This window comes from Lysobacter yananisis (genome assembly GCF_031199375.1).
In the GTDB taxonomy this organism is placed as follows: Bacteria; Pseudomonadota; Gammaproteobacteria; order Xanthomonadales; family Xanthomonadaceae; genus Lysobacter; species Lysobacter yananisis.
Window position 1 is genome coordinate 4,319,406 of the sequence record NZ_CP133568.1, and the last position, 24,459, is coordinate 4,343,864.

The following is a 24,459-nucleotide window of genomic DNA, read 5'->3' on the forward strand; positions in this document are numbered from 1 at the left end:
CGCACGCGGCCGCTGGCGGACGTGCGACCTTGGCCCCTTGCGGCGAATGCGCCGGCTTTGGCAGGCTGAACGCCCCCAGGCGGCCCGCGCGGCCGCCGGCCACGGAGCTGCGCCGCATGCCGCGTCATTTCTCGATGCTCCGCGAGTTCCACCTCGCGGACTGGTTCACCCTCGCCAACGCCTTCTGCGGCACCGGCGCGATCTTCGCGGCGATGCGCTTCCTGCAGGACGGCGACGTGCGCAACCTGATGATCGGCATGGCGCTGATCCCGCTGGCGTTCGTGTTCGATGCGCTCGACGGCCGCGTCGCGCGCTGGCGCAAGTCGTCGTCCACGCTCGGGCGCGAACTCGATTCGCTCGCCGACGTGATCTCCTTCGGCGTCGCCCCGGCCGCGCTGGCCTATGCCTGCGGCCTGCAGGGCGGCTGGGACTGGGTGGTGCTGAGCTACTTCGTCGGTTGCGGCGTGAGCCGCCTGGCGCGCTACAACGTCACCGCCGAGGCGCTCGCCGGCGACGAAGGCAAGGTCAAGTATTTCGAAGGCACGCCGATCCCGACCAGCCTGCTGCTGGTGATCGTGCTGGCGGTGGCGGCATGGCAGGGTGCGATCGGCGATAACCTGTGGTTCGGCGGCGTGCGCGTCGGCCCGTGGCTGTTCCATCCGCTGGTGCTGATGTTCGCGCTGTCGGGCTCGCTGATGATCAGCAAGACGCTGCGTATTCCGAAACCCTGAGCGCAACGCGCGTCGCGGCTTCGTCCCTCCCTGCAGGAGCGGCGCGAGCCGCGACTGCGACGCCGCGCTTGCGGCGCAAGCTTGCGGCCCCGCGGTCGCGGCTCGCGCCGCTCTTACAGGAAGCGGTCGCATTCACGCCGTTGTGTGCCCCACGACACAGGCAGCGCCCGGCAACGCGCCATTGCTATCATCCGGGCAAACCCTGGAGGCGGCGATGGCGAATTTCGGTTTCGGCTCGAACAATCCCGGCGATTTCGGCGCCGGTTTCAATCCGCAGGATTTCGAGCGCCTGGCGCGACAGTACTGGGGCGCATGGGGCGAGATGATGCGCGGCGCGCAACCGCAGCCGCCGGCGCAGCCGTCGATCCCGGGCTGGAGCGAGGCGCTGAACTGGTGGTCGCAGCTGGCCAAGGGCGGCGGCCAGCCGCAGGTGCAGGACACGCTCGACCGCTTCAACAGCCAGGCGCGCGGCTGGTTCGGCGAGATCCAGAAACTGGCCGCGCAGTTCGCCGGCCGCGACGCGTCCGCGTCCGACATCGCCGGCGCCTGGAAGCAGGCGCTGGGCGGGCAGGGCGCCAATCCCTTCGCCGACGTGTTCGGCGCGATGCGCGGCCCCGGCCAGCAGGATTTCGCGCGCTGGGCCGAACAGGTCAAGCCGTTCCTGGAACGCCTCAGCGACGGCGGCGCCAGCCTGCTCGGCCTGCCCGCGTTCGGCTTCGCCCGCGAGCACCAGGAGCGCGTGCAGCAACTGGCCCAGGCCTATCTGAATTACCAACAGCAGAGCCAGGCCTACAACGCGCTGATGGCCGAGGCCGGCCAGGACGCGTTCAAGCGCTTCGAGGACAAGCTGGCCGAACGCAGCGAGCCGGGCCGCCAGATCGGCAGCGCGCGCGCGCTGTTCGACCTGTGGATCGACGCGGCCGAGGACGCCTACGCCGAGATCGCGCTGTCGCCGCGTTTCCGCGACGCCTATGCGGCGCTGGTCAATTCGCAGATGCGTTTGCGCGCCGGCGTGCAGAAGGAGATCGAGCAGGCCAGCGGCCAGTACGGCATTCCGACCCGCACCGAGATCGATTCGGCGCACCGCAAGATCGTCCAGCTCGAGCGCGAGTTGCGTCGCCTGCGCGACGAACTGCAGCGGTTGCGCGGCGACGACGGCGGCGAGCCTGCCGTCGGGGCCGGGCCGGCGACGAAGAAGGGCGCGGGCGCCAAGCCCAAGCCGCGCGCGGCGCAGGCCGGCGCGGCGGCGCAGGCCGCGCCTGCGACGGTCGAGCCGGCTGCGGCGAAGGCAGCGGCGCCCAAGCAGGGCGCTTCCAGGCAAGCGGCATCGAAACAAGTCGGCTCGAAGCAGGTCGGCTCGAAGCGGGCCGACTCTAAGCAGGCCGCATCGAAGCAGGTTGCATCCAAGCCGGTCGTTGCCAAGCCGGCCGGCAAGAGCGCCGCGAAGAAAACCGCCATCGCCCGGCCGCAGCCGCCGGCGCGCCCGGCCGCCGCCAAGGCCGCCGCCGCGTCCAAGCGCGCCGCCAAGCCGGCCGCGAAGTCGCTGAAGTCCGCCAAGCAGGGAGCGCGCTGAGATGACCGCACCGATCAACTTCACCGCCGAATCGCTGGCGCAGGAAGCGATGACCGCCCAGCGCAAGCTCAGCGCCGGCCTCGACACCCTGCACGAGGTCGACGACATCGACTACGGCGCGACCGCGCGCGAGGAAGTCTGGCGCGACGGCAAGGTCGCCCTGTACCGCTTCCGCGGCGAGCAGGCGCCGACCGCCAAGGCGCCGCTGCTGATCGCCTACGCCCTGGTCAACCGGCCGTACATGGTCGACCTGCAGGCCGACAAGTCGATCGTGCGCGGCCTGCTCGAACGCGGCCAGGACGTGTACATCCTCGACTGGGGCTATCCCGACCGCTCCGACCGCTATCTGGAGCTCGAAGACTACATCCAGCGTTTCCTCGGCGGCGCCGTCGACCACCTGCGCCGCGAGTACCGCCAGGACGCGATCAACCTGCTCGGGATCTGCCAGGGCGGCGCGTTCTCGCTGTGCTACAGCGCGCTGAACCCGGCCAAGGTGCGCAACCTGATCACCATGGTCACGCCGGTGGACTTCCACACCCGCGACAACATGCTCTCGAACTGGACCCGCGGCCTGGACGTCGATCAATTCGTCGACACGCTCGGCAACGTGCCGGCCGACGTCATGAACTGGTGCTACCTCACCCTCAAGCCGTGGCGCTTGTTCGTGCAGAAGTACGTCGGCCTGATCGACATCCTCGACGACAAGCGCGCGCTGGAAGATTTCCTGCGCATGGAAAAGTGGATCTTCGATTCGCCCGACCAGGCCGGCGAGGCGTTCCGCCAGTTCATCAAGCAGTTCTACCAGGGCAACGGCTTCGTCAATGGCGGCATCGACATCGGCGGCCGCGCGGTCGACCTGGGCTATGTCGACATGCCGGTGCTCAACATCTACGCCGAGCAGGACCACCTGGTGCCGCCGGCCGCGTCGAAGGCGCTCAAGGACCTGGTCGGCAGCGAGGACTACAGCGAACTGTCGTTCAAGGGCGGCCACATCGGCATCTACGTCTCCGGCCGCGCCCAGCGCGAAGTGCCCGGCGCGATCCACGACTGGCTGACCCAGCGCTCGCGCTGAGCGCGCCCGCGCCTCCCACGATGCCGCCGCATCGTGGGAGCGCCTCAAGCCTGACGCTTGCTGGCAGAGCCGCTTGGTGGGAGGGCCTTCAGGCCCGATGCTTTCCGCTCCGATCGCCGCGCACCGACATGCGCCGCCGCGCCTGCGGGTCGGCCTCCAAGCTCGCTGCCTGCGGCTAACTTCATCGCCCGCCTTAACGCCGCACCGGTTAGTCTTCCACCCTGCCCATCGCGGAGTCCGCGCATGCGTCGTTTCCTGCTGCCGCTGTTGCTCGTCCTGCTCGCCGCCTGCGCCACCGCGCAGCAGCCCGGCGGCATCGCCGTTTCCGAAGCTCCCGCGCCCGCCGGCACCGCGCCGCGCGATTCGGCCGAATGGGAGCCGGCGATCCGCGCCTTCGAAGCGCAGGACGCGCGCGTGCGGCGCATGCCCGGCAGCGTGGTGTTCGTCGGCAGCTCGTCGATCCGGATGTGGACCACCCTGGCCGACGACTTCCCCGGCGTCGCCCTGATCAACCGCGGCTACGGCGGCTCGCGCGTGTACGACTCGGTCCACTACGCCGAGCGCATCGTCGTTCCGTACCAGCCGCGCGCGGTGGTGTTCTACGCCGGCGACAACGACCTCAACGACGGCCGCACCCCACGCCAGGTGCGCGACGACTTCGCCGCCTTCGTGCGCAAGGTGCAGGCGGCCGCGCCGAAGGCGCGCATCGCCTTCGTCTCGATCAAGCCCAGCCCCTCGCGCGCCGCGCTGCTGCCGCAGGTGCGCGAGGCCAACGCCCTGGTCCGCGACTTCGCCCGCGGCGTGCGCAACGTCGATTATCTCGACGTGTACGCGCCGATGCTCGACGCCGGCGGCGCGCCGCGCGAGGAACTGTTCCTCGCCGACCGCCTGCACATGAACCGCGCCGGTTACGAGATATGGATCGGCGTGGTCGGCCCGTGGCTGGCCAAGCTACCCTCGCCGGCATGAACGCAACGGCTTCTTCTTTCGGCATGGTCTTGGTCCTGGCGCTGGCCGCCGCCGCCCCCGCGCGGGCCGCGCCCTCGGCGCAGGCCGAGCGCGAGACCGAACACTTGATCCAGGCCCTGGGCCGCTCAGGCTGCCAGTTCGAGCGCAACGGCAGCTGGTACGACGCGGCCCAGGCGCAGGCGCACCTGCGCAAGAAACTGGCCTACCTGCGCAAGCGCGATCTGGCCGACACCGCCGAGCTGTTCATCGAGCGCGCGGCCAGCGAAAGCAGCCTCAGCGGCAAGCCTTACCACGTGCGCTGCGGCGGCGACGCGGCCACGCCGGCGGCCGCGTGGTTGCGGGCCAGGCTCGTTCAGCTACGCAACGCGAAACCGCCTTCGCCAGCGACTCCGCCGTCGCCCTGACGCGCTAGACTGGCCGCGGACCCACCGCCCGGAGCGCCCGCGGACGATGAGCAGCGCCACCCGATCCCTGTGCCGTTCGCGCCACGACCGGATGCTGGCCGGTGTCTGCGGCGGTCTCGCCTTGCGCCTGCGCTGGAATCCGGTGCTGGTGCGCGCGGGTTTCGTCGTGCTGGCATTGGCGACCTTCGTGCTGCCGGTCGCGCTGGCCTATCTGGTGCTGTGGTTGTTGATCCCGGAAGAGGGCTGCTGACTGGGCGCGGCGTTGCGAACCTGCGCCCGCGTGGCTGGCACCGCGCTCGGCGTGGTGTGGACCTCGCCGATCAGCGCGCTGGGCCTGCTCGCCGGCCTGCTGGCGATGCCGTTCGGCGCGCGCGCGCGCTGGCGCGGACGCGACTTGGCGCTGGTGTTCCAGCACTGGCCGTGGGGGCCGGGCGGGGCGATCACGCTCGGCAACGTAATCCTGCACACCGGCCACGATCTCGATTCGCTCTGCCACACCTACGCCCACGACGCCGGCCACGGCGAAGAGCCGCCGATCTGCCTTGCGGACCACGAGCGCGCCCACGTCTACCAGTACATGGTGCTCGGCCCGTTGTTCCTGCCGCTGTACCTGGCGTGCGGCGGCATCAGCGTGCGCAACCGCTTCGAGCGCGCGGCCGACCGCTACGCCCAGACCGGGCGCGGCTGGTGGCCGTGGCCGGGTTGAGCGTGGCGTTTTTTTCCACGCGCGAATCCAGACTCGCGAAGGTCAGGTGCGCGAGCGCTCATCGACCCGCGCGCAAGCGATTACGCAGCCGCTGTTGTGGGAGGGACTTCAGTCCCGACGCTGTTCGATCCGATCGCCGCGAACGGGAACGAAAGCGTCGGGACTGAAGTCCCTCCCACAACAGCGCACGTCGCTCGCACGTCGGGTCGGCCAACTATCGGTGGCTAGCATCGCGCTCACGCGGATTTGATCGCCGGCTAACGTGGGCGGCGCTACCCTGCGCGCGTCGGAGAACAATCAACGGTCGCAAGTCTGTTGAAACCGTTGAAACCGCTCCGACAACGGAAGGCCCGGACACCCGAGGAATCTCCTCGAGGCCTGGGCCTTCTCATTTACGCGAACGCCACGCGCGTGTCCGGTGCCGCCGTCGCAGTCGCGCGCCGTCGCAGTCGCGCCGAGCCCACGCTGGCGCGGAAAAATGGCGCTTGCAGCCTATTCATTCGCGCGGCCGGCGCGGCACGCCGTCGCAGTCGGCGCAACGCCGCTGCGTTCTAATAAGCGCGTTCGGGACGCCCCTTCAAACACAACGACCGCGCGAGCGCAGGATGCGCGCGCGCCGTCGGCGTGCGCGCGTTCCCGGATTCGCGCAGCGGCCGATGCGCGATCGCCGCGCTTCCACCGAAGCCGCCGCTCTTCCATCGAAAAGGAGCTTTCATGAAAATCGTCGCAATCGCGCTCGCCGGCCTGCTCGGATTGGCCGCGCTGCAGCCCGCGCATGCCCAGTTCACCATTCCCAACGGCCCGTTCGCCGACGAGCAAGCGGTGGTGAACTGGTGGAACGCCAACAACACCAGCGGCGCGATCACCCAGGTCTTCTACAACGGCCGCAAGGTCTACCAGCGCCCGAACGGCTTCGGGCCGGCGCTGATCGTCAAGTACTACCGCTGCAAGCAAACCCAGGACGTGCGCACCCGCTGCGGCCATCATCTCGACGCGTTCTCGCGCGAGGACTGGCTGATCGACCAGATCGACACCCTCAACGGCACCCGCCCGGCGCTGTCGGACAGCGACATCTACCTCGACAACCAGCTCTACCGCGCCTACACCACGCCGACGCGGCGGGCGACCTACGCCCTGATCGGCTGCAAGGGCGAGCCGAGCTACCGCGAGCCGGGCGGCATCAGCTACTTCGTCGTGCGCGGTTACTCGCCGGACTTCAGCCCGCCGTACGTGGGCAAGTGCTTCTTCTGATCCGACCCTGATCGAAGGCCGGCACGCCGCCGCGGGGATCGCATCCCCGCGGCGTTTTTACGTGGCTTCGCGCAGGACGCTCTGCGCGCGGACGCCTCAGCGCAGCGGCAGATGCGCCGCGCTTTCGCCGCCGTCGGCGCCGTTGGGGCCGTAGCGGCGTTCGATGAAGTCGATGCCGTCCGCGCCGACCAGCACGATGGTGCTGCAGCGCGTGCCGTAGCGCTCGCCGAGCACGAACGGCGGCGACAGCAGGCGTTCGAGCTCCAGGCCGACGCCGGTGTCGGGCAGCGCCTCGTCGGGGGCGAGGGTGGTGTCGGCCATCGCCGCCAACAGCATCGCCAGGCCCGGGTCGGCGCTCGACGGCGCGTCGCCGTCGCGGCGCAGCGGCGCCTGCAGCGAGGCCGGCGAATCCAGCCACGCCGACAGCGCGCGCGTGGCCAGTCCGCTCTTGGGCCAGGCGGCGTCGAAGGCGCCGTTGGTCATCGCGTGCACGCCGGGGGCGACGGCGAAGGTCTGGTAGCCGCCGGCGCCCGCGGGCGGGTGGTTGCTGCCGAAGCGCAGCGCGTCGCCGTCCCACAGCAGCAGGTTGAAGCGGCCGAATTGCGAGGCGTCCGCGCGCAACGCGTCCAGGCATTGCCGCGCGCTCATCGCGCCGTGGACGAAGTCGCGCACCAGCGCGCCGCGCGAGCGCGGCGCGGTTTCGGGCTGGCGCCCGTCGCGCACGTTGGTGACCGCGGCGAGGCGGCCGCGGTCGGACACCATCAGCCAACTGCCGCCCTGCGAAAGATCGCGGCCGCCGAAGGCGTGCGCATCGTCGGGATCGGCGCCGGCCGGCGCGGTCGGCCGGGCGTGGGCTTCATCGCGGTTGGCGATCAACGCCAGGCGATAGCGGGGATGGTGTTGCCAGGCGAGGGCGATCAGGCACATGGCCGCATTCTAGTCCTGCCATCGCCGCATAGTTGCTCACAGCCGCGCGCGCGCGGCAACCGACCGCGGGCGCAGTCCGGACGGGACCTATGGCAGATGCCGCGGCGCCGCGCTGGCCATATTCTGGCCACCGTCGCATCGATTGAGATCGCTCCCCGCTTTGCTAGCCGGCTCGCCATTCGGCCGGCTCGCAGGGGAGGGCAATCGATGAATCGTGGCGCCAGGATGTTGTTGCAATTGTTCGCGCCGGCCGCGGTGGTCGCGGCGGGTGCGTTCGCCGCCGGGAGCCTGCTGGCGGACGCCGCCCAGGCCGCCGCGACGGCGCCGGCGGGTTCCTATGCGCGGCTGGCGCAGTGCCTGCAGTTCGGCGGCCTCGGCACGGCCGCGACGATGCTCGCCCATTCGTGCTGGCGCCTGTGGCGCTGGGAACGCGGCAGGGAGCCGCAATGCCCCTGCGGCGGCCTGTTGTCGCGGCCGCAGCGCAGCCGCCACGGCCGCCGCCGCCGCTGCCTGGGATGCCGACGCCCTCAACCGGAGACCTGACCATGCTCACCGCCGCCGCCATCCGTTGCACCGTCGCGCTGTGGCCGGTCGTGGCCGCGGCCGCGTCGGCCGGCGAACCCGGCGGCGGCGAGGCGCCGCCGCATCGCGACCCGCAGGACGAGGCGACGGCGGCGGCCGAGCCGATCGAACCGCGCCGCCCCAGCTGAGCGTGCCTTTGCTGAGCCGGACGGGGCAGACGCCGGGCCCCGGCCTTGCTATGATGCGCGACCCGCTGCCGGAGTGGCGGAATCGGTAGACGCAGCGGACTCAAAATCCGCCGCCCTTAAAAGCGTGTGGGTTCGAGTCCCACCTCCGGCACCAAAAAACAAAGGGTTAGGCTTCGCGGCCTAACCCTTTTGTTTTGAGCAGTCGGGTCACGACCCGTACACGGCCCGTAGGCCCGTCTACACGGCACTACGACCTGGAGGGCGCGCATCTACGACCCGTTTTGCGGCCTCGGGGGCCCGCACTCGCCGCCTGACTTCGCCCCCCCGAGCGGTCGCAGCCTCCGAGACAAAGTTCTGCGACGCTAGGCACTGGCCTATCGGAGAAACCGCCATGTCGGACACGTTCGACGCCTACGACGATGACGGCAACCGCTACGCCGTCCCCGTTCGCCGCAGCTACATCAACACCAGCGACCTTAGTGGACCAGGCCGCATCGAAGGCTTGCCCTCGTTCCACCTCTCGGGAGGTGGCGCAGTAAACCGCATAGACGACCAAACCTTCGAGATCGTCGCCACTGGCAAGCGCTTGACGGTACGGGCTTAGGGGTAAGTCGGGGCGACCCCTTGAAAAGTGTAGCCCTCGTCGCAATCCGTATTGGCTGGGGAGTTTCCAACTAAAGGGGAATTCGTGAACACCGTCAGCACGACATAGGACGAGCGCTTTGGCTCGTGGGCGAAGTCGCCCAGCCAAGCCGAAACCGACAAGATCGAACACTCCATCACCGCGATTAAAAAGGCGCTTGCCGCACGCTCGAGTCCGGCCGAATGCTCGATAGCTAGCGCGCAATCCGAGCCGAGCGGCTCTTTCAGGCTCGCAGCGCGACGCAATCTGCTCAATATCCGACGAACGAAGCGGCAGGCATGCGTAAGGCGATTCATCGCGGCCGACGTCTGGCGACGCTTCGCCGAGACGACAACGCCCCGGCGTTTCGCTGCGCCCTCGACGCGCTACCGCGAAAAAGAAAGAAGGCCCCGAACGGGGCCTTCTTCCGATCAGGGGCGGATCAACGCTGCGGGTTCTGTCCGCCGCGCTGCCGCTGGTCCTGATCGTCCTCGCCCTGATCCTGACCGGGACGCTCGCGGTCCTTTTGTTCCTGTCCCTGTTGGCCCTGCTGGTCCCGCTTGCCGGGATCGCCCTGTTGGCCCGGCTGACCGGGTTGGCCTTGCTGATGGTTGCCCATTTGCTCACCTTATGTTTGATCCGGATCGGAGCGACTCGGATCAGTCGAAGCTGCGCGTCGAGCGGTTAACAAGGCATCGCGCTTTCGCGCGCGGGCGATCACCGTTCGAGAACAACACCGCAACAATTCGGGCGTAACGTCTGCTCGATCCCGATTCAGGACTAAATCGTTCAGATCGAGCGGGACGGTCGCGGCGATAATGTCCGAGCGCTGCGCGTCGCATCATGGAAAGGCGGCGCTGTTGCCTCGTTCGCGCGCGTCGCGATGAAAAACACAGGTTTGCTCGGTCACCCTACGCTCAATATCCGCGCCGCACCAGCTTTTTATTTTTCGCGGTTTTTCCGGCGGTTTTGCGCGATGGCGCGCATACTGGCGTTCAATCGCAAAGAGTGGAGCGCCGTGGAACATCATGTCGAGTGGTTCCAGTTCACTCTCCCGGTCGATCAGACGATAGGTCCGGAGGCGTTGCGCGCGCTGTGGATGCGCGCCTGCGGATCGACCAATGTTTCTGTCCAGCGCAACAGCCGGACGATCCTGGGGCGCAGGACTCCCGTGTACTCGCTGCGCGCGTCCGCGCGCCTGGGCGGGCTTGCGGTCATCGAGGCCCGGTTGCGGGGTTTGATGCAAGAGGCGCGATTGAACAGCAAGCTCACCGCCGTTGTCCGTTGAGGCACGCATGCAAAACAGTTTCGATATCGCCATCGGGCGCTGCCAGTCGGTCACCGGGAAAGAGGTCGTCGTCGAGTTGGATACGGCGATGGTCAGCCGCCTGGTCCCGGGGCACCCGTGGCATAGAAGCGGGACCAGCAAGCTCAAGCTGGCGATCGAGCTGTGCAGCGCGCAGCGTCCTCCGCAGCCGGGTGGCGAGACCTTCCTCAACCGGGACGCGATCTTGAAGAATCCTTCGGGCCGCTTCGACTTGCTCGGCGACGGACAGTTCACCGCCGTGCGCTTGAAGGCCCTGGCGGCCAACACCGAGCCCGAGTTGCTGGAGCCGGCGCCGAAGTTGAACTGGGCCGAACGGCGGGTGAGCCGGTCGCATCGCGGTTGAGCGTCCGCGCGTCGCGTTCGCGACGCGCGCCCGATCCCCGACGCTTGCGCGGTTTGCTCGCCGCATCGCTTCTCGACGTCGAAGGCGTCCCGTGCCCGGCGCGTTCCCAGCCTTGCCGGTCTGGAGGTTGGCGCGCAGCGCCAGCTCACCGTCGCTTTGATGCCGCAGCCTCTCAGGCACGGGCGCGATGGGCGCCTTCGAGCCGCCAGGGCTGGCCGAACGTCACGTCTTGCCGAAACCCCGCTGGGCGTGCAACTGTCCGCGCGTGGGGTTCTCCGGGACGGCATCGTCGCAGCGCCGCGGCGTTCGACGGTCGTTGGAGGCAAGCGACTCGGGCCGAAGCCGGTCCGGCCATGACAGGTGCAGCGCTGCCATCGGACAGCGCACGGGGCGAGGAGCGAATCGGGTGTCGGACTCTTTCTCGGTTTTGGGCGTCGTCGCGATCGCCTTGCTGCCGGTGGGCGTGACGGCGTTCTTCGGGTATCGGTACGGCTATCGCCAGCAAGTGAGTGCGTTCGGCTGCGTTTGGCGGGCGGTGTTGCTGGCCACGCTGTTGAGTTGGTCGCTGCTGGGCGGCTCCTCGCACGACGTCGCCTGGGGTCTGTTTCTGCCGAATGTCGTCGTCATCGCGCTCGCGGGCTTCGCGGGCGCGGGCGACTACGCCGTACTGCCGCTGTGGGTCGCGCCGCTGGCGCATTTGATCGTGTTCGCGCTTGCGGTGAAGTACGGCTACCAAAGCAAAGAGCGCGAGTATTCGAAGTTTCCATCGCAGTGAGTGTCGGCCCGGCGGCGATGTCCGTCGTCGATCGCGAGCGTTCTTTCTTGCGCCGCGCATGCAAGCGCTGGATCGGCCCGGCAATGCGCGATGCGGCGCAGGTCGCAAGGCGGGGCCGACTGAATTCACCCGGCCGCCGCGGCGAGCGCTTCGCTCCCGCGGCTCGGCTACGGCACGAGCGATCAGTCGCCGGCGCTGCCGGGCTCGAACGCCCGCTCCGGCAGCAGCTTGCCGCACCACGGGCAATACCGCGCGAAGCTCCATTGCCCGTCGATGCGCCAGCACGGGTCCTCGTTGCGGAACAGGGCGAAGGAAAACGTCGGCCGCGCGCGCGGTTCGTTGACGGCTTCGAACATCGCCGCGCAGCAATAGCGGGCGGTGCGCGCGCGCCAGGCGGCGCGGACCGGGTCGCGGGCGTCGTGCCAGGGCCGGCAGTGCGGGCAGTCGGCGATGTGGCGGGCGGCGAGTTCGGCGGCCGCTTCGGCGGGGCCGAGCTGGGTTTCGTCGAGTTCGAGCAGACCGTCCAGGGTCGCGGCGATGAGGTCCGCATCGCCGCCGCCGCGCACGAATTCGTCGATGCAGCGTTGGGCGCTCAGGCAGGCGGGCGGCAGGGGCATGGGGGCGGCACGGTCGATGGAGGGAGGCCGGCACCAAGCCGGCGCCGGCATCATTCTGCCGTGCCTGGCGGCGCGCGAGCGGTCGTCCGGCCCGGACGCACGGCCCGCGGTGGAGGCCGGTCGCCGCGACACAACGGCGCGCCCGATCCGCGACGCACTGCCGGCTCGCGCCTGGCCGCTTGCCCGCCCGCTTGACGTAGTTGCGCCGGCGCCCAGTTCCGCGGCCGCGGCTGGGTTAGGCTGTCGCCGCCAACCGACCTGCCACATGGGGAACGACGTGACCGAACACGCCGCGCTGCAGGAGCTCAAAGAGGGGATGCAGTACATGCAGCAGCAGCTGCAGTTCATGGCCGAGGACTTGGCCCGGATGAAGGGCGAGTGCTCGGCCTACCGCGAGTTCTCGATGCAGTTGATCGCGCGCGCGCCGTCCGCGGATTCGTCCAACGCGCTGGGCCTGGTGCGCGATCCGCGCCAGTTGGCCAACGCGCCGGATCTGCTGTTCCGCGAAGGCATGAGCCAGGCGATCGCGCACCTGGCGCATGCGGTGGGGCAGCAGACGCCGATCTGAGGCGTGGCGGCGCCGGACGCGGTCGATCCGGGCTCGAACGGCTGCGCTTCGGTCAGATCCAGATCTCGTCGGTCGGGCACAGGAACACCGCCCGGCGCAGGTCGTCGCGCCAGCCGAACTTGCGCGGTTTCTGGTTGCCTTCCCAGATCGGCCGCGTGGCCGGGTCTTCGTCGATGCGGATCGCGAAACCGTCGTCGAGCGACAGGTCCATGGATTTGCGGCGCACGTCCAGCGCGGCGATCGTGCGGCCGAGCACCCGGCCGGAAAGTTCGTCGCCCAGGTCCGAGCGCCACGGCGGCGGCGCGCCGTCGCGGGCGTAGCGAGCGTCCTCGACCCGGCGCCCCTCGGCGATCATCCATTGCGCCGCGCCCCACAGCGCGAACACCAGCCATTGCGCGTCCAGGCGCAGGCCGAACATGCCGGCGCCGCCCATGCCGTAGGTGCCCAGGTTCGAGCAGACTTCGTCGATCCGGCGGCCGACGACCTCGGCCGGCAGCACCGGCGCGGGCTTGAACCGGACCAGTTCGGCGGAAGGGCCGAAATAGCCGCGTTGGTCTTCGGGGATCGGCCGTCCGGCCGGGATTTCGAATTTTTTCAGGATCATGCGGGGGCGGGCGCGGGGCGCGGGCGTCGACAGGGCGAAAAGGAGGGCGCCGGCCAAGGCGAGGCCGGCGGTCAGACGCCGTAGGCAGGCGCCGCGAACGCGTCGGCAGCGTTGCTGCGTACGGTCGTGTCGGCGCAGCATACTCCGGCTATCGCCATCGCCATCGCCATCGCCTGCGGCGGGCGCGACCCCGTGGCGGGCCTGCCCGCGTCCGCAAGTCGGCGCCGCCGCATCGCCGGCACGCGCTACGCTGTCCCGATCCGCCCCGACATGCAGACCCCGATGAAATACGCCCTCGCTTTCGCGGCCGCCTTGTTCGTCGCCCCTGCCTGCGCCACGTCCATCGCGCCCAAGCCGCTGGAGGACCTGGTGCGCGAGTCCGATCACGTCGTCGTCGCCACCGTCGTCGGCGTCGACATGGTCGACGGCCGCGGCCGCGCGCTGGACGATCCTGCGGCGCGCACCGGCCCCGGATCGGCCAACCGCATGAGTTTCGAGCTGAAGGTCGAATCGGTGCTGTTCACCCGCGCCGGCTCGCTGCCGCCGCGCATCCGCGTGCCGCTGTGGTCGATGTGGCACTACCAACTGGGAACGATGCGGGAGCAGGTCGTCGGCTCGCGCGGCATCTTCCTGCTCAAGGGCGTGCCGCTCAAAGGCAACCGTTATGAGCCGGCGTACCCGGGCGGTTTCCAGCGCCCGCTGGAGGAGCGCGAACAAATCGAGCGATTGTTGCCGCGCTGAGACCGCGGCGTGCGCCGTCGCGGCGCGGGCCGCCATTGGGCACCCTGACTTTCTTCGGTTGACCGTCGTCGAGACGAATTCCGATCATCCGGCGATCGCGCCGCTGCCGGCGCATCATGGTTCCGGAGCGCGATCGGATGGATGCGGCGATCTTCTCTCTCAGCTTCGCCGTCGCCGCGTTCGTGGTGTTCGCGTTGTGCAAGCCCTTCGACCGCCGGCTGACGCTCGCGGCCGGAGCGCTGTTCGCGCTCTATCTCGGGCTCGACGATCTGGTCACCGGCCTGGCGTCGAGCGTGCCGGCGCTGGCCGTGGTCGGCGGCGCCTGGAACTGGTCGGGCAAGCTGTACAGCCTGGCGTTGGCCGCGCTGGTCGCGCTGGCGCTGGGAATCAAGCCGGCCGCGCTCGGATTGACGCTGCGCCAGCGGCACCTGGGCACCAGCCTGGCGGTGCTGGGATTGTTCGTGGTGTGGGGGCTGGGCCTGGGACTGTGGTTCAAGCCGGGCGTGGCGGACGCGGAAACGCTCGCGTTCCAGGTCAGCATGCCCGGTCTGGCCGAGGAACTGGCCTATCGCGGCATCGCGCCGGCCTTGTTGCTGGGCTGGATCGGCGGGCGCGAACCGCGGCGGGAGGAGCGCATGCCCTGGGCGGCGATCGTCGCCACCGCGGTGGTGTTCGGGCTCTGGCACGGGCTGGGCTATGCGCGCGGCGCGTATTCGTTCGACCCGATGTCGGCGCTGTTCCCCTTCATCGGCAGTCTGGCCGGCGGCTGGCTGCGTTTTCGCAGCGGCAGTCTGTTGTTCCCGCTGCTGATCCACTCGGTGGCGAACCTGGCTTTCCACCTCAGCGCCTATCTCGACGCGTACCTCGGCGGCGGTTGACGCGGCGCCAGGTTGAACCGCAGCTGCACGGCCTGCGGCGGGCGCGCGATCGCTTCCACAATGTCGATTCCTGCGCAGGCGCCCCGGCGATTAATGGGTACGATCCGCTCGCAAGGCGCTGTCCCATCCCCCAAGCGCCCAACCACGAGGAGCCGTCATGCGCCAGATCTTCGCGTTCTTGCTGTTCGCCGCGCTGTCGACCGCGGCGCTCGCCCAGGCGGTCGCCTTCGGCAACAAGCTGGTCAGCGTCGGCGACCCGGTCGGGCGGGTGTTCGAAGTCGCCGGCCAGCCCAGCCGCACGGTGCCGGTCGAGAACAAGTTCGGCGCGCGCGAAGGCGAGCGCCTGGAGTACTTCCTCGGCAACAAGACCGTGCTGATCACGGTGCGCGACGGCAAGGTAACCCAGGTCCAGGAAGTGTTCTGACCCGGGCGGCGCGACCGCGCGTCGCGCGCGCTCACGCCGGCAGGCGATGCGCGCCGGCGGCGAGGATGCGCAGGATCGATTGCAGGATGTCGTCCGCGCCCGCCTCGCCGGTCGCCAGTGCGTGCGGCTGCCAGCGGCCCAGTTCGGACAACTGCCGATGCAGCGCGGCGATCGTCTGCGCGTCGCTCAGGCCATGGCCGCGCGCGCCGCAACGCTCGATCGCGGCCTGCAGCGGCGGTTGCAGCACCAGGTAATGCACCGGTGCGGCGAGGCGGCGGAACGGGGCCAGGAACCACGGCCCGATCACGCCGTCGACCACCACGAACAGGCCGCCGCCGGCGTAGCCTTGCGCGGCCGCGGCGAGCGCGTCGATCACCGCCGCGTTCTGCGCGTGCGCCTCGGGCCGGTAGGGCGCGATCGCGCCGTGTCCGAGCGCGCGCCAGAAATCGTCGCCGTGCAGATGGGCCTTGGCCGAGCCCGGCATCGCCGCCAGCGCGCGCGCCAGCGTGGTCTTGCCGGCGCCGGGCGGGCCGGACAGCAGCAGGACGTGTCCGCCGAATTCGAGCGGCTGCGCGCCGGGCGCGGGCGACATCGCGGCGCGCCGTTCAGAAGCCGCCGTAGCGCGCCATCGCCGCGGCGCAGACCAGGATCGCGGCCACGGCCAGCAGTTCCAGCCGGATCAGCAGGCGCAGCGCGCCGACCTGGCGCGGATCCGGCAGGAAGCCCGGATCGGCCTTGAGCGCGCGCCGCCAGCGCAGGAAGCGCACGGTCGGCAGGATCGACAACAGCGCGACCAGCACGAACAGGCCGAGCTTGGCGTGGAACCACGGGTTGTGCAGGTAGAACGCGTGGCCCTTGACCCCGTAGACCACGCGCAGCGCGCCGACGATCAGCAACAGCACCGCGCTCATGCCGTAGCCGGCGTCGAGGCCGGCGAGGCGGCGCAGCGCGGCCGCGTCGATCGGACCGCGCAGCAGCACCGCTTCGGCCGCCAGCATCGCGATCAGCGCGAAGAGCAGGAGATGGTGGACGGCGGCCAGGAGCAGGTCGGTGAGCATGAGGCGAGAAGTGAGCGTGGAGGAGTGAGGAGTGAGCGCAAGCAGCAGGCGGAGCGCCGTGGCGAACGAGCGGCTTTCGCTCGCTCCTCACTCCTCCACGCTCACTCCTGCCTTCAGGCCGCTTCGTCGGTTTCCAGCGCCTTGTCCACGCGCCGGAACCACTCGCCCTCGCGCGGGACGAACATCGAGCAGCATTCCATCGGCGCCTTGTAGATGTGCAGCGACACCGCCACCGCGTCTTCGCTGGCGTTGCGGATGGTGTGGTACTCGTGCGGCGGGATCAGGCTGCCGGCGCTGCCGGGGCCGGCGTGCATGCCGCCGGCGGCGCGGAAGCGGAAGTTTTCGCCGTTGCGCTCGAGCAGTTCGTACTGGGTGATCTCCAACTCGCCGTCCCACACGCCTTCCACGCACCACAGGCCGCTGTGGTCGTGCATCGGCGTGCCCTGGCCGGGGCCCCAGGTCATCGCCACCACGCTGTAGCCCAGTTCGGGGCTGCGGTAGAGCTCGCGCCGGGCGTAGTGGTCTTCGATCGGGTCGAACACGCAGTCGGGCAGGTTCACGTCGCGGTCGCGGATCATCTTGCACAGCGTGTTGCGCAAGGCCGCGGTGACCGCGTGCTCGTCGCCGGCGGCGACCGCGGCGTCGATGGCGGCGACCAGCTTGTCGTGGCCGGGGAAGTCGAAATCGGGCAGGGCGTCGGTGGCGTTCATGCCGCCGATTCTACGCCCGTGGGCAGGTCGGCGAGAAATCCGGCCACGGCCGGGCCGAAGCGGCCGATGTCGACCAGGAACGCGTCGTGGCCCTGCGGCGATTCCAGCGGCAGGAACCGCGCGTCGGCGCCGCCGGCGCGCAGGCCGTCGGCGATCTCGCGCTGTTGCTGCAGCGGGAACAGGATGTCGGTGTGCACGCCGATGGCCAGGGCCTTTTCGATCCGGATCGAGGCCAGGCCGCGCAGCACCTGTTCATCATTGTCGAGGCCGTCGCCGTCGTCGCAGTAGTCGCCGATGTCGAACCAGTCCATCGAGCGGCTGAGATACAGATAGCAGTTCGGGTCGAAGCGGCGCACGAAGCGGCGCGCGTGGCCTTCCAGGTAGCTTTCGACCTCGAATTCCAGGCCGAAGGGTTCCTCGTCGAGGCGATCGGAATCCAGCCGCACGCGGCCGAAGCGGCCGTCCCATTCCAGCGCCGAGCGGTAGGTGATCACGCCGAGCTTGCGCGCCATGCGCATGCCCGACTCGGGGTAGTCGGTTTCGTCGTAGCGGCCCTGGTTCCACTTCGGATCGAGCCGGATCGCCTCGCGCTGCAAAGAGCGGATCGCGATCGAGAACGGCAGCGCGCGCGCCGCGCCGGAGATGTTGATGTGGGCGCGGGCCAGGCCGGGATGGCGGATCAGCAGCGCCAGCGCGGTCATGCCGCCCATCGAGTTGCCGATCACGCAGGCCAGCCGCTCGATGCCGAGCGCGCGCACCACGTGCGCGGCGGCGTCGGCGCCGTCTTCGACCGACAGCTCGGGGAACTCCAGGCGGTAGGGCTCGCCGCGGACGGCGTGGAGCGAGGCCGGGCCGGTCGAGCCCTTGCAGCTGCCCAGCGAGTTCACGCAGATCACGAACCAGCGGTCGCTGTCGATCGGCTTGCCGGGGCCGAGCATCGCCTCCCACCAGCCCGGCTCGGGATTGCCCGGGTTGGCGGCGGCGTGCGCGTCGGGCGACAGGCCGGTGACGATGAGGATGGCGTTGTCGCGTTGCGGGTTGAGCTCGCCCCAGGTCTCGTAGGCGATGCGCGCGCCGGTCAGCGCGCCGCCGCGCTTCATCGGGAACGGCGAGGGCAGGTCGATGTGGCGGGTGCCGGGCGGGATGAATTCGGTCATGCCTTGCTCGTGTGGCCGGCACGGGCCGGCGTTCGTGCGAACGGGGTGGACGCGTCTGGGCGTGTTCGGGCCGCGCGTCGCGGGCGCGGCGGTCGCGGTGCAGCCTAAACCATCGTCATGGCGCGCGGGTGCGACGGCAACGGCGATTGCGTTATCGCGATATGGCACTGGTCGGTGCCGGGCTTGCTCTTGTGGGACGGACTTCAGTCCCGACGCTCTTGTTGCAGACAGTGGCGATCCGAGCGGAAAGCGTCGGGACTGAAGTCCCTCCCACAAGAGCAGGCGTCGGGACCGAGCATCGACGCCGTCCGGCAACGACGGCTTCAGCGAATCACTCGACCACGCGGTCGATCGTCACCACCACCGTGTCCGCGCCGCCGGTGGCCACGGTTTGCGGCGCCGAGGCGAGGTCGCCCTGTTGCGGGATCGCGTTGCCGGAGGCCGACACCCGCGCCAGCACCTGCACCTTGGGCAGCTGCGAGAGTTTCATGGTCGGCATCGGGCTGTCGCCGTCGTCCAGGGTGACCTCCAGGGGGAAGCTCCCGGCCGGGTGTTTTTCCACCGCCACCGGCATCGGCGGGCCGCCGTCCTGGCGCGCGAGCACGAACACGCTGGCGCCGGCCGGCAGCCGGGCCTTGAGCGCGGGCGCGAGTTCGACCCGCACCTTCAGCCCGGGGCCGGCCGCGGCGGCATCGGCGCTGGCGGGCGCCGGCGGCGACAGCGGCTCCAGCCCGGCGTCCTTGCGCGCGCCGTTGATCTGTTCGAGCAGGCCCGCCGCGGTGCCGGGCTGGACCACGGCCAGCAGCGGTTCCCAGGTCTTGGCCGCGTCGGCCGGGCGCTCGCCCTGGCGCTGGGCGATGCCGAGGAACCAGCGCGCGCGCTGGTGCATCGGCTGTTGCTGCAGCGCGTGTTCGAGCATGCGGATCGCTTCCTGGTCGAAGCGGCGCTCGCGCGTGGCCAGCGCGCGCGCTTCGGCGGCTTCGGCGAGCAGGTCGGGATTGTCCGGCGCCAGCTTGAGCGCGCGCGCATAGGCGTCGCGCGCTTTTACCGCCAGGCCTTGCGCGGTGTAGGCGCTGGCCAGCAGGCGCCAGCCTTCGATCTGGTTGGGGTCGCGTTGCAGTTCGGATTCCAGCTGGGTGACCGCCTCGGCCAGGGTCTGCGGCGCGCGCCGCTGCTCGGGCTTGAGCGCGCGCGGCGTGCCCAGGCCCAGGTACAGCGCCGCCGTCGCCAGCGCCAGCGAGGCGGCCAGGCCGATGCCCAGCCGCGGACGCGCGCGCCACAGCGGATGCAGGGCGTAGCCCAGCACGATCAGCACCAGCGCCGCGCCCGCCACGGCGAACGCGAGGGTGGAACCCGAGCCCATCGTCACCGCCATCACCACTCCTGTTCGTCTTCGCCGCCGCGCGAGGTGCGCCCGAGGTCGGTGGCCGTGCCGTCGTCCGCGCCGGTACCGCTGGCGCGCGTACGGATCACCCTCGCCACCAGGTAGCCGCCGGCCAACAGCACCAGCGCCGGGCCGAACCACAGCAGCCAGGTGGTGGATTCAACACGAGGACGGTAGAGCACGAACTCGCCATAGCGCGCGACCAGGAACTCCTTGATCTGCGCATCGCTCTTGCCCTGGCGCATCAGGTCCAGCACTTCGCGGCGCAGGTCGTGGGCGATCTGGGCGTTGGAGTCGGCCAGCGACTGGTTCTGGCACATCACGCAGCGCAGTTCCGCGACCAGGTCGTGGAAACGGCGCTCCTCGGCGGGATCGCTGTAGCGCAGCGGCGCGGGGTCGTTGGCCGGTTGCGCCGACAGCGGCGCCGACAGCATCGCGCAGGCGCTCGCCGACAGCAGCGCGGCGCAGGCCGCGTGGCGCAGCGTCGCGGCGATGCGGCGGGCGCCGCCGGGCGCGGCGGCGCGCGGGCCGGCGGCGCTCATCGCGCGGTCCCGGCTGCGAGCGAAGCGCCCGCGGCGGGGGCACCGGCCTTGGTGGCGATCCGGTCGAGCTCGGGAATCAATTGTTCGCGGATGACCGCGTCGGTGAGCGGGCCGACGAACTTCCAGCGCACGATGCCATGGGCGTCGACCAGGAAGGTTTCCGGCGCGCCGTAGATGCCCCAGTCGATCGCCGCCTTGCCTTCGTAATCGACGGCGACGACGAAGTACGGATTGCCGTACTGCTCCAGCCAGCGCAGCGCGTCGGCGTGCTCGTCCTTCCAGTTGAAGCCGACCACGCGCACGCGCTTGGTCTCGGCGAAGCGGGTCAGCACCGGATGTTCGTCGCGGCAGGCCGGGCACCAGCTGCCCCAGACGTTGAGCAGGTACGGCGCGCCGCGCAGGTCTTCGGTCGAGATCAGGCGCCCGGCCTCGTGCAGCACCGGCAGCGAGAACCGCGGCGCGGGCTTGCCGATCAGCGGCGAGGGCAGCTTCTCGCGGTCGGGGTTGCGGCTGAGCCAGACGCCGGCGGCGAGCAGGATCGCGAGCGCGGCGAACACCGCCAGCGGCAGCCAGCGGGTGGCGCCGGAGGTGGACCCGGGGCGGGAGTCGGGGGTGTTCATGCCTGTTGCTCTCCTGCGGTGTTGCGTACGGCGTGCAGCGGCTCGCCGGCGTTGCGCGGCTGCGGCGCGGCGCCGGCGCGCGCGTCGGCCTTGACCCGGAAGCGCCGGTCGGCCGCGGCGACGAAGCCGCCGAGCATCATCAGCAGCGCGCCGGCCCAGACCCAGCGCACGAACGGCTTGATGTGCACGCGCACCGCCCAGGCGCCGTCGCCGAGCGGCTCGCCGAGGGCGACGTAGAGGTCGCGAGTGACGCCGCGCGCGATCGCCGCCTCGGTCATGACCTGGCCGCCGCTGGCGTAGGCGCGCTTTTCCGGATGCAGCACGGTCAGCTGCCTGTCGCCGTCGAACACGGTGACGGTGCCGTAGTCGGCTTCGTAGTTCGGGCCGACGCTGTGCTTGACGCTGTCGAAGCGGAACGAATAGCGGCCCAGGTCCAGGCTCTTGCCGGGCGCCAGCGCGACTTCGCGCTGCACGCTCAGGCCCTCGACCAGCAGCGCGCCGACCAGGAACACGGCGACGCCGGAGTGGGCCAGGGTCATGCCGAGCATTTCGGCGGTGAAGCGCTTCGCGCCGGGCCGCGCGCCGTCGCCGCGCAGGCGCGTCCACACGAAGCGCGCGGTGCCCGCGGCGACCCACAGCGCGCCGCCGACGCCGGCGGCGACCTTGAGCGGGCCCTGCGGCGCCAGGAAGAACGCGGCGATCGCCGCGCCGGCGGCCACGCCGGCCCACGGCACCAGCATCGCCAGCGGCCGCGAGACTTGCTCGCGCTGCCAGCGGAACAGCGGGCCGAACGGCAGCAGCAGCACCAGCGGCGTCATCAGCAGTACGAACATCAGCGCGAAGTACGGCGGGCCGACCGAGATCTTGCCGAGGTTCAGCGAATCGGCGAGCAGCGGGTACAGCGTGCCCAGCAGCACCATCGCGCACGCGGTGGTCAGCAGCAGGTTGTTGGCCAGCAGCAGGGTTTCGCGCGAGGACGGCTCGAACGGCTTGCCCGGATCGTCCTGCGCCGACGGCGCGCGCAGCGCGTACAGCAGCAGCGAGCCGCCGACCACGATGCCGAGGAAGATCAGCACGAACAGGCCGCGCGAGGGATCGGCGGCGAACGCGTGCACGCTGGTCAGCACGCCGGAGCGGACCAGGAAGGTGCCCAGCAGCGACAGCGAGAACGCGGCGATGGCGAGCAGCAACGTCCAGCCGCGGAAGCTGCCGCGTTTTTCGGTGACCGCCTGCGAGTGCAGCAGCGCCGCGCCGGCCAGCCACGGCATGAAGCTGGCGTTCTCGACCGGGTCCCAGAACCACCAGCCGCCCCAGCCCAGTTCGTAATACGCCCACCACGAGCCCAGGCCGATGCCGAGGGTCAGGAAGGCCCAGGCGATGTTGGTCCACGGCCGGGTCCAGCGCAGCCAGCGCGCGTCGATCTTGCCGTCCAGCAGCGCGGCGATGGCGAAGGCGAACGGCACGCTGAAGCCGACGTAGCCGATGTACAGCATCGGCGGATGGATGATCAGGCCCGGGTCCTGCAGCAGCGGGTTGAGGTCGCGGCCCTGTTCCACCGCCGGCAGCAGGCGCGCGAACGGATTGCTGGTGAAGATCAGGAACGCCAGGAAACCGACGCTGACGATGCCCATCACCGCCAGCACGCGCGCGATCACCGGCGCCGGCAGCGCCTGCGAGAAGCGCGCCACCGCGCCGGTCCACAGCGCCAGCACCAGCGCCCACAGCAGCAGCGAGCCTTCGTGCGCGCCCCACACCGCCGAGTAGCGATAGGCCATCGGCAGCAGGGTGTTGCTGTTCTCGGCGACGTAGCGCAGCGAGAAGTCCTGGGTGACGAAGGCCTCGGTGAGGATGGCGAAGGCGAACGTGACCAGCACCAGTTGCGAGTACGCGGCCGGCCGCGCCAGCGCCATCCACGCATCGATGCCGCGCTGCGCGCCGATCAGCGGCAGGCTCGCCTGCAGCGCCGAGATCAGCAGGGCGAGGATGAGGGCGATCTGGCCGAGTTCAGGCAGCATGGGGCGGCGCCTTGGTGAGGTGCGGGGAGCGGGCGGCGAAGATCGGTCGCGGGCGTCGCGCGGGCTCGATGCGCGGACGGCGCGCGTGCGGATGCGGATGCGGGGCTTGCGCCGGTGCGCCGCGCGCGCGGCCTGCATGGACGCTCGCTGCGCTCGCCGGCGCGAGGCGGGCGCGGTTCGCGCCCGGGCGACGGCGCATGCGGCAGGTGCGGGAATGCAGGGCTGCGTCCGCCGCGATCAACGCGCCGCCTCCGCGCCGCCGGGCGCCGCCACATCGTGCTTCTTGTGCGCCTGGCCCATCTTGTCGGCCACTTCCTTGGGCATGTAGCTCTCGTCGTGCTTGGCCAGGATTTCTTCGGCGACGAAGGTGTCGCCCTGCATCCGGCCGGTGGCGACCACCGCCTGCTTCTCGCGGAACAGGTCGGGCAGGATGCCGGTGTACTTGACCGGCATCTGCGCGTCGCCGTCGGTGACCCGGAAGCTGGCGTCGAGCGAGCCGGTCGTGCGCTGGAACGAACCGGCGGCGACCATGCCGCCGAGGCGGAAGCGGGCGTGCCCGCCGGCCTCGCCGCGCAGCACTTCGCTGGGCGTGTAGAGGTAGGCGATGTTGCGCTGCAGGGCGGTGGCGACCAGGGCGGTGGCCGCGCCGGCGGCGGCGACCAGGCCCAGCACCCACAACAGACGGCGGCGGCGGGTCGGATTCATCGGCTCAACTCGGTGGAGGCGTCGCGCGACGCGGGACGGGCGGCCGCGCGCGCGGCGCGTTGGCGGGCGATGCGCAGCTCGCGGCGGATCTGCAGCGAGCTGGAGATGTAGTCCCAGCCCAGCACGACCGCGAACACGGCGTAGGCGCCGACGATGTAGGGAAGGTGGGTCATGCGCGTTTGCCCATCGCCAGTTCGGTCACCCAGGCCTTGCCCGATTCGCGGCGCAGGTTGTCGGCGCGCGCGCGCGCCAGCAGGGCGCCGACGAACCACAGCTTGGTGCCGATCAGCATCCAGATCAGCGGCGGCACCATGCTCGGGTCCATGTGCGACGGGCCGAACATGTTGATGGTCGAGCCCTGGTGCAGCGAGTTCCACCACACCACCGAGTAGCGGATCACCGGCAGCAGGGCCACGCCGACGATGGCCAGCAGGCCGGCGGCGCGCGCCGCAGCGCGGCGGTCGTCGATGGCGTGGTACAGGCCGATCACGCCCAGGTACAGGAACAGCAGGATCAGTTCGGTGGTCAGGCGCGGGTCCCATTCCCACCAGGTGCCCCACATCGGCTTGCCCCAGATCGAGCCGGTGGCCAGGGTGATCAGGGTGAAGCCGGCGCCGATCGGCGCGCAGGCCATGGCCAGGATCTCGCACAGCTTGATCCGCCAGACCAGGGCGATGGCCGCATAGACCGCCATCAGCGCGAACACTGCCAGGCTCATCCAGGCGCTGGGCACGTGGATGTAGAAGATGCGGAAGCCGTCGAGCTGCTCGCGGTGCGGCGGCGCCACGAACAGCGCGCTATAGATGCCCCAGGCCATGACCAGCAGGCCCAATCCGTAGCCCCAGCGCGCCCAGCGCGCGGCGAAGCGGTCGAAGGTGGGCGGCGAGCCGAGTTTGTGGAACCACAGGACGAGCGGATTCATGCAGCGGTTCGTTCGCGGTCTGGCGTCTGGGTCGCGGGGGCGGCCTGGACGGTTGGGCGCGCTGGGCGGCGCGCGGGCTAAGGACGAGAGTTCCGACTATGCCG

At 70.4% G+C, this 24,459-nt stretch carries 35 protein-coding genes and 1 tRNA gene; 20 read left to right on the forward strand and 16 right to left on the reverse strand.

Translation table 11 applies throughout. The features are described 5' to 3' along the window. The first annotated feature begins 116 nt into the window (after window positions 1–116). The 9 genes from RDV84_RS18115 (at window position 117) to RDV84_RS18150 (ending at window position 6,706) form a co-directional block, all read left to right on the forward strand. Window positions 117–731: a CDP-alcohol phosphatidyltransferase family protein gene (locus RDV84_RS18115; RefSeq protein WP_309151121.1), complete on the forward strand. Its 615-nt coding sequence runs from the start codon at window positions 117–119 to the stop codon at window positions 729–731. 214 nt (window positions 732–945) lie between these two features. Continuing rightward, window positions 946–2,304 (forward strand): class III poly(R)-hydroxyalkanoic acid synthase subunit PhaE, encoded by a 1,359-nt coding sequence (phaE, locus tag RDV84_RS18120; RefSeq protein ID WP_309151122.1) that lies wholly within the window; start codon window positions 946–948, stop codon window positions 2,302–2,304. Window position 2,305: 1 nt separating this feature from the next. After that, window positions 2,306–3,376 (forward strand): class III poly(R)-hydroxyalkanoic acid synthase subunit PhaC, encoded by a 1,071-nt coding sequence (locus RDV84_RS18125; RefSeq protein WP_078996336.1) that lies wholly within the window; start codon window positions 2,306–2,308, stop codon window positions 3,374–3,376. Window positions 3,377–3,619: 243 nt separating this feature from the next. Then, window positions 3,620–4,345: an SGNH/GDSL hydrolase family protein gene (locus RDV84_RS18130; RefSeq protein WP_309151123.1), complete on the forward strand. Its 726-nt coding sequence runs from the start codon at window positions 3,620–3,622 to the stop codon at window positions 4,343–4,345. A gap of 23 nt (window positions 4,346–4,368) precedes the next feature. Continuing rightward, window positions 4,369–4,749: a YfeK family protein gene (locus tag RDV84_RS18135; protein ID WP_158229801.1), complete on the forward strand. Its 381-nt coding sequence runs from the start codon at window positions 4,369–4,371 to the stop codon at window positions 4,747–4,749. 46 nt (window positions 4,750–4,795) lie between these two features. Beyond that, window positions 4,796–4,999 (forward strand): PspC domain-containing protein, encoded by a 204-nt coding sequence (locus RDV84_RS18140; RefSeq protein ID WP_057947864.1) that lies wholly within the window; start codon window positions 4,796–4,798, stop codon window positions 4,997–4,999. A gap of 105 nt (window positions 5,000–5,104) precedes the next feature. Then, a complete protein-coding gene (locus tag RDV84_RS18145; protein WP_309153752.1) occupies window positions 5,105–5,455 on the forward strand; it encodes a hypothetical protein in 351 nt (116 codons plus the stop codon). Between the two features lie 96 nt (window positions 5,456–5,551). After that, window positions 5,552–5,683, forward strand: coding sequence for a DUF6053 domain-containing protein (locus tag RDV84_RS26825; RefSeq protein ID WP_425608177.1), 132 nt, complete (start codon window positions 5,552–5,554; stop codon window positions 5,681–5,683). Window positions 5,684–6,169: 486 nt separating this feature from the next. Next, window positions 6,170–6,706 (forward strand): hypothetical protein, encoded by a 537-nt coding sequence (locus RDV84_RS18150; protein WP_309151124.1) that lies wholly within the window; start codon window positions 6,170–6,172, stop codon window positions 6,704–6,706. 96 nt (window positions 6,707–6,802) lie between these two features. Here RDV84_RS18150 and RDV84_RS18155 read toward each other — a convergent pair whose 3' ends face one another. Beyond that, window positions 6,803–7,633 carry an NRDE family protein gene (locus RDV84_RS18155; RefSeq protein WP_309151125.1) on the reverse strand — a complete coding sequence of 277 codons (831 nt, stop codon included), beginning with the start codon at window positions 7,631–7,633 and terminating at the stop codon, window positions 6,803–6,805. A 225-nt stretch (window positions 7,634–7,858) separates the two neighbouring features. On the opposite strand from RDV84_RS18155, the gene RDV84_RS18160 reads away from it, so the two are divergent. The 4 genes from RDV84_RS18160 (at window position 7,859) to RDV84_RS18175 (ending at window position 8,947) form a co-directional block, all read left to right on the forward strand. Continuing rightward, window positions 7,859–8,176, forward strand: a complete 318-nt coding sequence (locus tag RDV84_RS18160) for a hypothetical protein (RefSeq protein ID WP_309151126.1) — start codon at window positions 7,859–7,861, stop codon at window positions 8,174–8,176. A 2-nt stretch (window positions 8,177–8,178) separates the two neighbouring features. After that, entirely contained in the window at window positions 8,179–8,343 is a 165-nt protein-coding gene (locus RDV84_RS18165; RefSeq protein ID WP_157490385.1) for a hypothetical protein, read from the forward strand. 67 nt (window positions 8,344–8,410) lie between these two features. Next, a tRNA-Leu gene (locus RDV84_RS18170) sits at window positions 8,411–8,497 on the forward strand. 237 nt (window positions 8,498–8,734) lie between these two features. Continuing rightward, the gene (locus tag RDV84_RS18175) at window positions 8,735–8,947 is read left to right on the forward strand and encodes a hypothetical protein (RefSeq protein WP_309151127.1); all 213 of its coding nucleotides are present in this window, start codon (window positions 8,735–8,737) and stop codon (window positions 8,945–8,947) included. A gap of 460 nt (window positions 8,948–9,407) precedes the next feature. On the opposite strand, the gene RDV84_RS18180 is transcribed toward RDV84_RS18175, so the two are convergent. Next, entirely contained in the window at window positions 9,408–9,584 is a 177-nt protein-coding gene (locus RDV84_RS18180) for a hypothetical protein (protein ID WP_158229799.1), read from the reverse strand. Between the two features lie 264 nt (window positions 9,585–9,848). Here RDV84_RS18180 and RDV84_RS18185 point away from each other — a divergent pair, with 264 nt between their 5' ends. The 3 genes from RDV84_RS18185 (at window position 9,849) to RDV84_RS18195 (ending at window position 11,410) form a co-directional block, all read left to right on the forward strand. Continuing rightward, complete coding sequence (locus tag RDV84_RS18185) at window positions 9,849–10,253, forward strand: hypothetical protein (protein ID WP_309151128.1); 405 nt, start codon at window positions 9,849–9,851, stop codon at window positions 10,251–10,253. Between the two features lie 7 nt (window positions 10,254–10,260). Next, window positions 10,261–10,635: a hypothetical protein gene (locus tag RDV84_RS18190; protein ID WP_057947857.1), complete on the forward strand. Its 375-nt coding sequence runs from the start codon at window positions 10,261–10,263 to the stop codon at window positions 10,633–10,635. 406 nt (window positions 10,636–11,041) lie between these two features. Further along, window positions 11,042–11,410: a hypothetical protein gene (locus tag RDV84_RS18195; protein WP_309151129.1), complete on the forward strand. Its 369-nt coding sequence runs from the start codon at window positions 11,042–11,044 to the stop codon at window positions 11,408–11,410. A 182-nt stretch (window positions 11,411–11,592) separates the two neighbouring features. On the opposite strand, the gene RDV84_RS18200 is transcribed toward RDV84_RS18195, so the two are convergent. Next, window positions 11,593–12,027, reverse strand: coding sequence for a hypothetical protein (locus tag RDV84_RS18200; protein ID WP_309151130.1), 435 nt, complete (start codon window positions 12,025–12,027; stop codon window positions 11,593–11,595). Window positions 12,028–12,292: 265 nt separating this feature from the next. Between RDV84_RS18200 and RDV84_RS18205 the strand changes: the two genes are divergently transcribed. Then, complete coding sequence (locus RDV84_RS18205) at window positions 12,293–12,595, forward strand: hypothetical protein (protein WP_057947855.1); 303 nt, start codon at window positions 12,293–12,295, stop codon at window positions 12,593–12,595. A gap of 52 nt (window positions 12,596–12,647) precedes the next feature. On the opposite strand, the gene RDV84_RS18210 is transcribed toward RDV84_RS18205, so the two are convergent. After that, a complete protein-coding gene (locus tag RDV84_RS18210; RefSeq protein WP_309151131.1) occupies window positions 12,648–13,199 on the reverse strand; it encodes a hypothetical protein in 552 nt (183 codons plus the stop codon). A 282-nt stretch (window positions 13,200–13,481) separates the two neighbouring features. Here RDV84_RS18210 and RDV84_RS18215 point away from each other — a divergent pair, with 282 nt between their 5' ends. The 3 genes from RDV84_RS18215 (at window position 13,482) to RDV84_RS18225 (ending at window position 15,242) form a co-directional block, all read left to right on the forward strand. Beyond that, entirely contained in the window at window positions 13,482–13,940 is a 459-nt protein-coding gene (locus RDV84_RS18215) for a hypothetical protein (RefSeq protein ID WP_309151132.1), read from the forward strand. 137 nt (window positions 13,941–14,077) lie between these two features. Continuing rightward, window positions 14,078–14,818: a CPBP family intramembrane glutamic endopeptidase gene (locus RDV84_RS18220; RefSeq protein WP_309151133.1), complete on the forward strand. Its 741-nt coding sequence runs from the start codon at window positions 14,078–14,080 to the stop codon at window positions 14,816–14,818. A gap of 157 nt (window positions 14,819–14,975) precedes the next feature. Next, window positions 14,976–15,242 (forward strand): hypothetical protein, encoded by a 267-nt coding sequence (locus tag RDV84_RS18225; protein ID WP_078996321.1) that lies wholly within the window; start codon window positions 14,976–14,978, stop codon window positions 15,240–15,242. Between the two features lie 31 nt (window positions 15,243–15,273). On the opposite strand, the gene RDV84_RS18230 is transcribed toward RDV84_RS18225, so the two are convergent. The 12 genes from RDV84_RS18230 to ccmC form a co-directional block, all read right to left on the reverse strand. After that, complete coding sequence (locus RDV84_RS18230) at window positions 15,274–15,834, reverse strand: AAA family ATPase (protein WP_309151134.1); 561 nt, start codon at window positions 15,832–15,834, stop codon at window positions 15,274–15,276. A gap of 13 nt (window positions 15,835–15,847) precedes the next feature. Then, window positions 15,848–16,300, reverse strand: a complete 453-nt coding sequence (locus tag RDV84_RS18235) for a DUF2214 family protein (protein ID WP_309151135.1) — start codon at window positions 16,298–16,300, stop codon at window positions 15,848–15,850. Window positions 16,301–16,413: 113 nt separating this feature from the next. Beyond that, window positions 16,414–17,010 carry a cysteine dioxygenase family protein gene (locus tag RDV84_RS18240; protein ID WP_057947848.1) on the reverse strand — a complete coding sequence of 199 codons (597 nt, stop codon included), beginning with the start codon at window positions 17,008–17,010 and terminating at the stop codon, window positions 16,414–16,416. After that, window positions 17,007–18,167, reverse strand: a complete 1,161-nt coding sequence (gene metX, locus RDV84_RS18245; RefSeq protein ID WP_309151136.1) for a homoserine O-acetyltransferase MetX — start codon at window positions 18,165–18,167, stop codon at window positions 17,007–17,009. Before metX ends, RDV84_RS18240 begins: the two co-directional genes overlap by 4 nt. 151 nt (window positions 18,168–18,318) lie before the next feature. Then, window positions 18,319–18,441 (reverse strand): DUF6053 domain-containing protein, encoded by a 123-nt coding sequence (locus tag RDV84_RS26830; RefSeq protein ID WP_425606236.1) that lies wholly within the window; start codon window positions 18,439–18,441, stop codon window positions 18,319–18,321. Between the two features lie 57 nt (window positions 18,442–18,498). Further along, window positions 18,499–19,530: a tetratricopeptide repeat protein gene (locus tag RDV84_RS18250; protein ID WP_425606370.1), complete on the reverse strand. Its 1,032-nt coding sequence runs from the start codon at window positions 19,528–19,530 to the stop codon at window positions 18,499–18,501. Window positions 19,531–19,541: 11 nt separating this feature from the next. Next, window positions 19,542–19,985, reverse strand: coding sequence for a cytochrome c-type biogenesis protein (locus RDV84_RS18255; RefSeq protein WP_078996361.1), 444 nt, complete (start codon window positions 19,983–19,985; stop codon window positions 19,542–19,544). 104 nt (window positions 19,986–20,089) lie between these two features. Next, window positions 20,090–20,713 carry a DsbE family thiol:disulfide interchange protein gene (locus RDV84_RS18260; RefSeq protein ID WP_309151138.1) on the reverse strand — a complete coding sequence of 208 codons (624 nt, stop codon included), beginning with the start codon at window positions 20,711–20,713 and terminating at the stop codon, window positions 20,090–20,092. Beyond that, entirely contained in the window at window positions 20,710–22,728 is a 2,019-nt protein-coding gene (locus RDV84_RS18265; protein WP_309151139.1) for a heme lyase CcmF/NrfE family subunit, read from the reverse strand. The genes RDV84_RS18260 and RDV84_RS18265 overlap by 4 nt, the downstream gene beginning before the upstream one ends. Window positions 22,729–22,965: 237 nt before the next feature. Continuing rightward, on the reverse strand, window positions 22,966–23,433 hold the full coding sequence (gene ccmE, locus RDV84_RS18270; RefSeq protein WP_078996315.1) for a cytochrome c maturation protein CcmE: 468 nt from the start codon (window positions 23,431–23,433) through the stop codon (window positions 22,966–22,968). Next, a complete protein-coding gene (ccmD, locus tag RDV84_RS18275) occupies window positions 23,430–23,606 on the reverse strand; it encodes a heme exporter protein CcmD (protein WP_309151140.1) in 177 nt (58 codons plus the stop codon). The genes ccmE and ccmD overlap by 4 nt, the downstream gene beginning before the upstream one ends. After that, window positions 23,603–24,355 (reverse strand): heme ABC transporter permease CcmC, encoded by a 753-nt coding sequence (gene ccmC, locus RDV84_RS18280; RefSeq protein ID WP_250449955.1) that lies wholly within the window; start codon window positions 24,353–24,355, stop codon window positions 23,603–23,605. The genes ccmD and ccmC overlap by 4 nt, the downstream gene beginning before the upstream one ends. Window positions 24,356–24,459: the final 104 nt, after the last annotated feature.

Excerpts from the sequence above, each read along its gene's own strand:
- metX (WP_309151136.1), bottom strand. The coding sequence starts at position 18,167 with ATGACCGAATTCATCCCGCCCGGCACCCGCCACATCGACCTGCCCTCG.
- RDV84_RS18220 (WP_309151133.1), top strand. The coding sequence starts at position 14,078 with ATGGATGCGGCGATCTTCTCTCTCAGCTTCGCCGTCGCCGCGTTCGTG.
- RDV84_RS18225 (WP_078996321.1), top strand. The coding sequence starts at position 14,976 with ATGCGCCAGATCTTCGCGTTCTTGCTGTTCGCCGCGCTGTCGACCGCG.
- RDV84_RS18175 (WP_309151127.1), top strand. The coding sequence starts at position 8,735 with ATGTCGGACACGTTCGACGCCTACGACGATGACGGCAACCGCTACGCC.
- RDV84_RS18260 (WP_309151138.1), bottom strand. The coding sequence starts at position 20,713 with ATGAACACCCCCGACTCCCGCCCCGGGTCCACCTCCGGCGCCACCCGC.
- ccmC (WP_250449955.1), bottom strand. The coding sequence starts at position 24,355 with ATGAATCCGCTCGTCCTGTGGTTCCACAAACTCGGCTCGCCGCCCACC.
- RDV84_RS18205 (WP_057947855.1), top strand. The coding sequence starts at position 12,293 with ATGGGGAACGACGTGACCGAACACGCCGCGCTGCAGGAGCTCAAAGAG.
- RDV84_RS18190 (WP_057947857.1), top strand. The coding sequence starts at position 10,261 with ATGCAAAACAGTTTCGATATCGCCATCGGGCGCTGCCAGTCGGTCACC.
- phaE (WP_309151122.1), top strand. The coding sequence starts at position 946 with ATGGCGAATTTCGGTTTCGGCTCGAACAATCCCGGCGATTTCGGCGCC.
- RDV84_RS18235 (WP_309151135.1), bottom strand. The coding sequence starts at position 16,300 with ATGCTCACCGACCTGCTCCTGGCCGCCGTCCACCATCTCCTGCTCTTC.
- RDV84_RS18165 (WP_157490385.1), top strand. The coding sequence starts at position 8,179 with ATGCTCACCGCCGCCGCCATCCGTTGCACCGTCGCGCTGTGGCCGGTC.
- RDV84_RS18240 (WP_057947848.1), bottom strand. The coding sequence starts at position 17,010 with ATGAACGCCACCGACGCCCTGCCCGATTTCGACTTCCCCGGCCACGAC.
- RDV84_RS18215 (WP_309151132.1), top strand. The coding sequence starts at position 13,482 with ATGAAATACGCCCTCGCTTTCGCGGCCGCCTTGTTCGTCGCCCCTGCC.
- RDV84_RS18185 (WP_309151128.1), top strand. The coding sequence starts at position 9,849 with ATGAAAAACACAGGTTTGCTCGGTCACCCTACGCTCAATATCCGCGCC.
- RDV84_RS18150 (WP_309151124.1), top strand. The coding sequence starts at position 6,170 with ATGAAAATCGTCGCAATCGCGCTCGCCGGCCTGCTCGGATTGGCCGCG.
- ccmE (WP_078996315.1), bottom strand. The coding sequence starts at position 23,433 with ATGAATCCGACCCGCCGCCGCCGTCTGTTGTGGGTGCTGGGCCTGGTC.
- RDV84_RS18180 (WP_158229799.1), bottom strand. The coding sequence starts at position 9,584 with ATGGGCAACCATCAGCAAGGCCAACCCGGTCAGCCGGGCCAACAGGGC.
- RDV84_RS18145 (WP_309153752.1), top strand. The coding sequence starts at position 5,105 with ATGCCGTTCGGCGCGCGCGCGCGCTGGCGCGGACGCGACTTGGCGCTG.
- RDV84_RS18200 (WP_309151130.1), bottom strand. The coding sequence starts at position 12,027 with ATGCCCCTGCCGCCCGCCTGCCTGAGCGCCCAACGCTGCATCGACGAA.
- RDV84_RS18265 (WP_309151139.1), bottom strand. The coding sequence starts at position 22,728 with ATGCTGCCTGAACTCGGCCAGATCGCCCTCATCCTCGCCCTGCTGATC.
- RDV84_RS18255 (WP_078996361.1), bottom strand. The coding sequence starts at position 19,985 with ATGCTGTCGGCGCCGCTGTCGGCGCAACCGGCCAACGACCCCGCGCCG.
- RDV84_RS18210 (WP_309151131.1), bottom strand. The coding sequence starts at position 13,199 with ATGATCCTGAAAAAATTCGAAATCCCGGCCGGACGGCCGATCCCCGAA.
- RDV84_RS18155 (WP_309151125.1), bottom strand. The coding sequence starts at position 7,633 with ATGTGCCTGATCGCCCTCGCCTGGCAACACCATCCCCGCTATCGCCTG.
- ccmD (WP_309151140.1), bottom strand. The coding sequence starts at position 23,606 with ATGACCCACCTTCCCTACATCGTCGGCGCCTACGCCGTGTTCGCGGTC.
- RDV84_RS18130 (WP_309151123.1), top strand. The coding sequence starts at position 3,620 with ATGCGTCGTTTCCTGCTGCCGCTGTTGCTCGTCCTGCTCGCCGCCTGC.
- RDV84_RS18135 (WP_158229801.1), top strand. The coding sequence starts at position 4,369 with ATGGTCTTGGTCCTGGCGCTGGCCGCCGCCGCCCCCGCGCGGGCCGCG.
- RDV84_RS18230 (WP_309151134.1), bottom strand. The coding sequence starts at position 15,834 with ATGTCGCCCGCGCCCGGCGCGCAGCCGCTCGAATTCGGCGGACACGTC.
- RDV84_RS18250 (WP_425606370.1), bottom strand. The coding sequence starts at position 19,530 with ATGGGCTCGGGTTCCACCCTCGCGTTCGCCGTGGCGGGCGCGGCGCTG.
- RDV84_RS18160 (WP_309151126.1), top strand. The coding sequence starts at position 7,859 with ATGTTGTTGCAATTGTTCGCGCCGGCCGCGGTGGTCGCGGCGGGTGCG.
- RDV84_RS18125 (WP_078996336.1), top strand. The coding sequence starts at position 2,306 with ATGACCGCACCGATCAACTTCACCGCCGAATCGCTGGCGCAGGAAGCG.
- RDV84_RS18115 (WP_309151121.1), top strand. The coding sequence starts at position 117 with ATGCCGCGTCATTTCTCGATGCTCCGCGAGTTCCACCTCGCGGACTGG.
- RDV84_RS18140 (WP_057947864.1), top strand. The coding sequence starts at position 4,796 with ATGAGCAGCGCCACCCGATCCCTGTGCCGTTCGCGCCACGACCGGATG.